Annotated in this window: 5 protein-coding genes and 1 riboswitch; of the genes, 1 reads left to right on the top strand and 4 read right to left on the bottom strand. The window is 68.2% G+C overall.

What is annotated here, in order from left to right; genetic code table 11:
• Nucleotides 1-381 precede the first annotated feature (381 nt).
• From ACIKT0_RS09880 to ACIKT0_RS09870, 3 genes are all read right to left on the bottom strand, one after another.
• The gene (locus ACIKT0_RS09880; RefSeq protein ID WP_407105185.1) at nt 382-1017 is read right to left on the bottom strand and encodes a hypothetical protein; all 636 of its coding nucleotides are present in this window, start codon (nt 1015-1017) and stop codon (nt 382-384) included.
• A 220-nt stretch (nt 1018-1237) separates the two neighbouring features.
• On the bottom strand, nt 1238-2530 hold the full coding sequence (locus tag ACIKT0_RS09875) for a serine hydrolase domain-containing protein (RefSeq protein ID WP_407105184.1): 1293 nt from the start codon (nt 2528-2530) through the stop codon (nt 1238-1240).
• 28 nt (nt 2531-2558) lie between these two features.
• Nucleotides 2559-4019 (bottom strand): alginate export family protein, encoded by a 1461-nt coding sequence (locus ACIKT0_RS09870; protein ID WP_407105183.1) that lies wholly within the window; start codon nt 4017-4019, stop codon nt 2559-2561.
• Nucleotides 4020-4206: 187 nt separating this feature from the next.
• Here ACIKT0_RS09870 and ACIKT0_RS09865 point away from each other — a divergent pair, with 187 nt between their 5' ends.
• Entirely contained in the window at nt 4207-5139 is a 933-nt protein-coding gene (locus tag ACIKT0_RS09865) for a diguanylate cyclase domain-containing protein (RefSeq protein WP_407105182.1), read from the top strand.
• A 29-nt stretch (nt 5140-5168) separates the two neighbouring features.
• Here ACIKT0_RS09865 and ACIKT0_RS09860 read toward each other — a convergent pair whose 3' ends face one another.
• Complete coding sequence (locus ACIKT0_RS09860; RefSeq protein ID WP_407105181.1) at nt 5169-7130, bottom strand: TonB-dependent receptor plug domain-containing protein; 1962 nt, start codon at nt 7128-7130, stop codon at nt 5169-5171.
• A gap of 180 nt (nt 7131-7310) precedes the next feature.
• Nucleotides 7311-7511, bottom strand: a riboswitch (cobalamin riboswitch).
• Between the last annotated feature and the right edge of the window lie 164 nt (nt 7512-7675).

Below are 7675 nucleotides of genomic sequence, written 5' to 3'. Positions count from 1 at the left end.
GCTGCTCGAACCCATCGGCAACATCCCGCCAGCCGAAGCAGAAGAGCGCTATTACGCAATGCTGAGCGAGCCGGCTATCGCGGCGTGACTCAAACGAAGCGGCCTCCGGAGAATCCGGAGCGGTTCATTACGAAGGTCTGGCGGACATTTATTGGTTCGAAGTGAGCCGCGCCGCTGCCGGCGAACGTCGACGCAGTGACCCTGGCATGGATCGCCACAGTCGCGTCGCCGTCCCTTTCGACTGTGAGGAGGAGTTGGCTTTTGGTCATGGCGCAGCGTCGCATTGCCCAGGCGTCAGAATCTACCCGAACCTTTCATGCGCCCGTCGCGCGTGGGCGGCCTTTGTCTTCGGTCGGTGGCACTTTCTGCGCCGCTCTGAGATCAATCGCTTTCATCGTGGGGGAGGGCTGCCCGCTCCCACAATGACTCCGCGTGCGCGGCCCACCAGTTGTTCTGCCAGTCCTCATAGCCGAGCAGCGTTCCCTGCAGCCGCTCGAGCTCTGCGCTCCAGCCTTCGGACTTCAGCCGCGCCAGCATCGCGTCATAGGCGTCGAAGCGCCATTCCTCGCCGGGCGCCGCGTCGCAGGTCCGCTGCACGCCGGACCAGGGCGCGCCATCCGGATTGGGCACAGGCGCAGGGAACGGCTGATACGCGCTCCGCCTGGAGAGGCGGCCCGCAGCGACCTCTCGCTCGAATGGCGCAAGATAGTCCTCCGCCCAGTCGCTCGGATGCTCGTTGTCGAAGGCCGCGAAGGGCTTGCGGCCTTCGAGCATCAGGAACAACTCGAAGCCGGTGTGGACGAGGTAGGGCGCGTTCCGGATGGAGCTCGGGCGGGCGAGAGCGACCGCGTCGTACTCGCGGAAGGTGGGGCTGACGCCGAATGCGGCGATCAGCCTCTCAAGCTCGCTTTGGTCCAGCCAGTGGGTCCACCAAAGGTCGGGATCGCCGCCAGCCTCAGGACCGAGCAGGGCGGCGAGCGCTCCGACGTCGTCGGCCGCGACGCGCTGCTCCAGCACGGGACAAGCCAGAGCCTCCGCATAGGCGAAGACCACGAACCACGTGGGGAGCGGATCACTCAGACGGCCACCTCGAGCCATTCACAGGCGGTTTCAACGCGGGCGCAGCTTGGGGATAAAGGGTCAAGGCCGCGGCCCAGTGACCGCACCGCGCGGTAAGCCGCCCGCGCGCCCAGTGGAAGATGGGTGGCGGCTGCGTCGCCCACTCCAGCCATCAGGCTCACCGCGACCTGAGATATTCCGAGACCGCCCGGAAGGCCGGAAGCGTGGTGGGGTCGATGAGCGGGTTCTGCGCCTTGGGGAACGAGGCGAAGCGCACCACGACCATCTCGGCGGACGGGTCCACATAGATCGTCTGGCCGTGGACGCCGCGGGCGGCGATGACGCCCTCGTCGCCGGGATAGAGCCACCACATGCTGGAGTAGCGTCCGCCGACGAGCGCCGGATAGCTGGCGCCGAACTTCGCCGGATCGCCTCCGGCGCGGATCTTCTTCACCACCTCGGCCGAAAACAGCCGCTTTCCGTCGATCACGCCCTCGTTCAGCATCAGCAGGCCGAGGCGGCCGAGATCGCGCAGGCCGGCCGAGAGGCCGCCTCCGGCGTAGGGCGTCCCCTTGCCGTCGACCGTCATATAGGCGTCCTGCTCGGCGCCCATCGGCCGCCACAGCCGTTCCGAGGCGAGATCGGTCACTGACCTGCCCGAGACGCGGGAGATGATCCAGCCGAGCATGTCGGAGTTGACGGTCCGGTAGTGGAAGGCGTCGCCGTGCTTTCCCTCCGGCTTCACCTGCTGGAGATATTCCCAATAACCGTCCGGCCCGCTGTAGCCCGCGGGCTTCGGGAGGGGGCTGGCGGCGGCTGAATAGGTCCAGATGTCGGCCTCGGGGTCGGCGTAGTCTTCCGAGTAGCGCAGGCCGGTGGTCATATCCATCACCTGGCGCACCGTCGCGGAGCCGAAGGCGCTGTCCCTGACCTCGGGCACGATGTCCGACACCAGCGCGGCCTCGTTCAGCTTGCCCTCGACGACCAGGATCTCGGCCAGCAGCCCGGTCAGCGACTTGGTCATCGACATCGCGGCGTGCTTGCCGTCCGGCTCGAGGCAGCCGAAGTAGCGCTCGTAGATCACGCGGCCCTTGTGAAGGATGAGAATTCCGTCGGTGTAGTTCGCGTAGAGCGATTGCTCCCAGCTCATCTGCGTGTCGGCGCCGAGCGGCGTGAAGGTCAGGGCGTCGATCGCGTCCCGAAGGTCCGCGAACTCGTAAGGCGGCGGATAGGCCAGCGGCACAGGCGCGCCGAGGCCCCGGCTTATCTCCTCCGTCGGAAGAAACTCGCGCAGATGGCAGACCGACCAGCGCAGCTTCGGAAACGAGAAATAGACCGAATCCGGCTGCGTGATGATCCTGTCCTTCGGGGGCGGAAAACCCTCCATCCAGCCCATCACGCGGGGATCGGACTCCTGGGCGGACAGCGGGGCCGCATCGGCGACCGCGCCGGAAGATGATCCCAGCGTCATGACGAGGCCCGCGGCGAGGGCCGCTGTCCTAAAAATTGACGACGGCATTGACGAAGCCTCCGACCCAATTGGGCGTTCTCCCGTCGGCGACGCCCCGGATGCCTTTGCCCGGGACGGACATGCTGACGCCGGCCGTCAGAAACGTGTTCGGATTGATCGTGCGTCCGTATTCGAGGAACACGTCGTCCGAGAGGTGGTGCTCCGTCACCCCCGAGATCAGATAGGCTGCGCCCCCGAAGTTCAATAGGCGGGTCGCCTGTCCGAACTGGATCGGGCTGCCGAGCTCGTTCGCCAGGATGCGCGCATAGCGCAGCGTGACCGTGTCGCGCTCGGTGGGGTGCACGCGCAGCGAAACCTCATGCGCGCGGATGTTCGAGTTGGTGAAGACGAGCGACGACTTCGAGCCCGTGGCCCAGGCCCCCGGGGAGCCCTCGTAATACAGCGGATCGAAGCGTTCGAGTCGCGACGTCTTGGGGTCGTCTCCGGAGAAGGTCTGGAACGAGTAGGTCAGGACGGTGGGCCAGGGCAGGCCGCTGAAGGCGTAGCCGACCTGAACGCGGCCGCCCCAGGCTTCCAGGTCGACCGTCCTGTTCCACTCATAGGCGAAGTCTCCGGTCAGGAACCAGTTCCGGAAGGCGCCGCTGAACGGGTTCGTCCTGGCGTAGAGATTGAGCGCGTTGGTTCCGTCGCGTCCGCGGGGCAGGAGGGTCGGCGGCCCGACGCCGCCGCGGGGCGCCTTCACATAGGGGGAGTCCGAATGGAGCACGTTGATGTAGGAGAGGCCGAGGAACCCGCCGGCGGCGGCGTCATATCGGAGATCCCCGCCAGCGAGCTTGTTGTGGCCGTCGTTTGACGGCAGCTCATTGGGCTGGAGGTAGAAGGGCGTCGCCGTGAAGCCGTCCTCATAGACATGCGCGAACGCGGCGCGCTTCCAGGCCTTCCTCGGGCCGAACTTCAGAGCGCCTCTCTCGAAGCCGCTCGAGCCGCCGTTCGCGATCAGCATGCCGCTGCCGAGCTTCAGCTCGCGCGAACCCAGGGACAGGTCGAGGCCCGTCGCCCTGGCGGACCCGACCCGGTACCCGAGATAGGCGTCTTCGACCGTTATCCGCCCTGTGTCGCTCCAGTCGAAAGCGTCGGTCCCGGCCGTATAAGAGCCGACAGAGGACAGCTTTCCGTAGAAGGTCGACCGGCCGAAGGGCGCCCATTCGAAGCGCAGGCCGGGTTCGACATAGCCCTCGAGCCAGTGGGAGACCGGATCGAAATCAGACTGGGGCGAGGTCGTCGCCGCCAGGTTCCAGTACAGGTTGCGCTCGCTCACGGCGTTCAGTCCCAGCTGAAGATGCCAGCGCAGCTTCAGCCCGTTCTCGTCGTAGAGCAGCGTCTGGTCCGGCTGCTGCGCGTTCGCGACCTCGGTGGCTCTGGCCGTCGCGAACGCCAGCAGCAGTGCGCAGGCTGGGCGATATGCGTGGATGGCGCCCTCCCGTCGCATGCCAAGCCCACCACACTGACCGCGCTCCGGCGGGCGCGCAACCGCGGCGTGCGCCGGCCAGGTCGCTTCTCGCGCTACTCCCCCGATGCCGGGCGGATCATGTTGAATCGTGACAGTTGGCCTCTTGGTTTTGAGAAACGGCGCCTAACTGGGGGAGGTCGGTGTTCGTCCACCTGCCAGCGAGTGCATGATGTCTGAAATCCGCGGCGCGATCCCCGGTTCCACGAGCGGCGACGACCGCATGCGGCTTGCGCTGGACGCCCTGCCGGTCGCGGTCTCCTGGTGCCGGCTCGGCGACGGCCGCGTCGAGTTCGTCAACCGCGCCTTCACGCGGATGTTCGGGCTGTCGCTGGCGGACTGCCGGGACGTCTTCGACGTGGTTTCGAGGACCTTCGCGGACCCGCGCGAGGCCGAGCGCCATCGCGCGCAGGCGGTCAAGGACATGGCCTCGCCGCCCGAAAGCCGCGTCGACGTTCCGGAGGAGGAGCTGCTCTGCCGCCGCCAGGACGGCGCGCAGTTCCACGCCGCCTTCAGCGTCTCCCTCATCCCTGAAGCGGGCATGTGCCTGGCCGTGTTCGTCGACATCACCGAGCGCAAGAAGCGGGAGCGGACGCTGCTCACGCTGGCCGAGCGCGATCCGCTGACGGGCCTCAAGAACCGGCGCTCGATCGAGGACGCGCTGAGCGCGGCCGTGCACGACACGTTCGGCCTGCTGGTGCTCGACCTCGACGGCTTCAAGCAGATCAACGACAACCTCGGCCATCCCGTCGGGGACGCCGTGCTGAAGGAGTTCGCGGGTCGCCTCTCGCGGCATTTCCGGGAGAGCGACGTGGTCGGACGACTGGGGGGCGACGAGTTCGCCGTGCTGCTGTTGCCGGCGATGTCCACGCAGGACGCGGACCGCATGATCAGGCGCCTGTACGACGCGCTCGACGAACCGTTCCTGCTGGGCGACGCGACGGTGCAGGTCGCCTTCAGCGCCGGCTACGCAGTCTACCCGAACGACGCGTCGTCGCTGATCCAGCTCTTCCGCGTCGCCGACGCGCGCATGTACGAGGCCAAGAGGGAGCGGCGCCTCGCTGCGGCGCGGGGCGCTCCGGCGCCCGGCGGCACGCTCTGACGGGACGCCGCGCGCCCGCCCGGCCTCCCTCAGAACGAGACCTTCACCCCGCCATAGGCGGCGCGGCCGGTCGAGGCGTAGGTGCGCGCCTCCTCGTAGCGCTTGTCGAGCAGGTTCTCGATCCGGCCGTAGACTACGGCGTTGTCGGTCACCTTGTAGGACGCCGCCATGTTGACCAGCGTGTAGGCCTTCAGGGGCGCGGTGGTGCGGGCGTAGGTCACGGCGTCGTAGATGAACTCGCGCTGACGGCCGTTGTAGACGACGCCCAGGTTCACGTTCGCCCGGCCGTCCAGGAAGGCGTAGTTGGCGTTGAGGCTCGCGATGTGGCGCGGCCGGTGGACCAGCGTCGCGCCGGTCGCGTCCTCGCCGTCGTTGAAGGTGTAGGCGGCGCGCAGCGTCAGCCCGTCGAGCGGCCTGACGGTTACGCCGAGCTCCACGCCGTGGATCTTGGACGCGCCGGCGAGGTTGATCGCCCGGCTGACGAAGCCGCCCGGCTCGCTCGGGTCGGCGATGGTCTCGCTGGAGATCAGGTCCCGGACGCGCTGCTGGAAGTAGGTCGCGTCGACGACGATCCGGTCGCTCCACAGCGGCTGGTCGAAGCCGATGTCCCAGCCTTCGCCGCGCTCGGGCTTGAGGCTGTGGTTCGGGACGTAGTCGCCGGAGTAGCCGAACAGCTCGAAGGCCGTCGGGTTCTTGACGCCGGTGCCCCACGAGGCGCGCAGCTTGGTGCGCGTGTGATCGAAGGTGTAGGCGCTCGCGACGCGGTAGGTGGTCGCCTCGTCGAAGCGGTCGTTGAAGTCGTGCCGGATGCTGCCGGTGACGAAGAACCGTTCGAGGAAGCCGATCTGGTACTGGCCGACGAGCCCCGACGTGTCGAGGTGCTTGCGCAGCGGGTTCGGCGCGTCGGCCGGGAACGGGAAGGCGGTGTAGCTCTTCACCGCGTCGCGCGTGTGGTCCGCGCCGAAGGTCACGACATGGCTCGTCGGCAGCGCCCCGGCCGTGTCGAACCGGATGTTGGTCTGGTAGTCGAACCGCGTCATCTCGCCGAGCGTGGCGTAGGTCTCGAGGTCGCTCCCGTCGAAGCTGCGCCGGTCCTGCCGCGTGTAGGACATGCCGAGCACATGGTCCCAGGCGCCGTCGAGCAGGGTCGCCCTGGCCTGCGCCCGGCCGAAGAACTGCTTGCCCTTCTCGGTGTCGCGGCTGTCGACCGCGGCCGCCACGGGATATCCGTCCGAAGCCGCGCCGAAATTGTCCCGGTCGGCGTCGAACTCGGTGTAGCGGGCGACGCCCGTGAACTCGAGATTGTCGTTCGGCCGCACCGAGACCTTGGCGAGCCCGGTCCCGCTCCTGTAGCCGTCGCGGTCGAGCGAGCCGGTCGGCGCATAGGCGTCGAAGCGTCGCGCGCTGGAGATTCCGCGCGTTCTGAAGCCCTGGCCGGCGATCAGGTAGTCGTAGGCCTGCGTCCCGCCCGACACCGAGGCCGTGCCGGTCGCGGTGCCGAAGGAGCCGCCCTCGATGCTGGCGCGCAGCCGGGTTGGGCCGGGCTCGCCCCTGCGGGTCACGATGTTGACGACGCCGCCGATCGCGTCCGAGCCGTAGAGCGCGCTCTGCGGCCCGCGCAGCACGTCGATGCGCTCGACCTCGAGGTTGAGCAGGTTGGCGAAGTCGAACTCCGCGCTGGCGCCGGGGTCGTTCATCCGGATGCCGTCGATGAGGACGAGCGTCTGGTTCGCTTCGGCGCCCCGGATGCGGACCGCCGTCGCGGCGCCGATCGGCCCGGTGCGGTTCACCGCCACGCCCGGCAACTCGCGCAGGGCGTCGGAGACGACGCGGATCTGGCGCTGCTCGAGCTCCTTGCGCGAGATCGACGAGACCGCGCTGCCGATCGCGGCCTGCGGGCCTTCGATCCGGTTCGCGGTGACGGAGATTTCCTCGAGCTGCGCTGCGTCGCCGGAAGCCTCGGCCTGCGCGGCCGCGGAGGAGATCTGCACTGCGGAAAGGGCGACGGACGCTGCGAGAGCCGCGCACCGTGAACGGCAGGGAAGGCTGGACATCAAGACCCCGAGCGGGACGGGTGGCACGTCACCGCGAACCGGAGGTCTCGCCGCAGACGCCTCTCATGCGCCCGCGGTTCGCCCACCATCGGTGCACCCCGCCCGATGCGTTCGCGTGTGACCACACGAATGACGGCAGGTCTCCTGGCTTGCGGGTCGTAGCTCGCTCCGTCGCCTTCCCAGACCGCGTGGGTCCAGTGGCCGATGACGAAGTCACTCGCCGCTCACAGTAGCGGGGGCTGCCGCGGCATGAGGTCCGAAAACCATCACCGCGTTCCCTTTTGATCCCCGAGGGGAACCGTCGCGGCGGACGCTATGGCGGGACTGTGGCGGGAGTCAATGCGACAAGCTCGTCAGCCGGAACGCGGCGCCCAGGCCCGGCCCTCCCGGGGCGCTTCGCCGCGCGCCTGAGGGCTCAGCCTCATCACGTCCGGCAGGTCCTCGAGCACCAGCTGAGTCTTCTTCAGCCACTCCTTGTACGG

This window comes from Hansschlegelia beijingensis, from assembly GCF_045505405.1.
GTDB lineage: Bacteria > Pseudomonadota > Alphaproteobacteria > Rhizobiales > Methylopilaceae > Methylopila > Methylopila beijingensis_A.
The sequence above is the reverse complement of the archived record's forward strand: the minus strand, read 5'-3'. Positions and strand labels throughout refer to the sequence as shown.

Excerpts from the sequence above, each read along its gene's own strand:
- ACIKT0_RS09870 (WP_407105183.1), bottom strand. The coding sequence starts at position 4,019 with ATGCGACGGGAGGGCGCCATCCACGCATATCGCCCAGCCTGCGCACTG.
- ACIKT0_RS09875 (WP_407105184.1), bottom strand. The coding sequence starts at position 2,530 with ATGACGCTGGGATCATCTTCCGGCGCGGTCGCCGATGCGGCCCCGCTG.
- ACIKT0_RS09865 (WP_407105182.1), top strand. The coding sequence starts at position 4,207 with ATGATGTCTGAAATCCGCGGCGCGATCCCCGGTTCCACGAGCGGCGAC.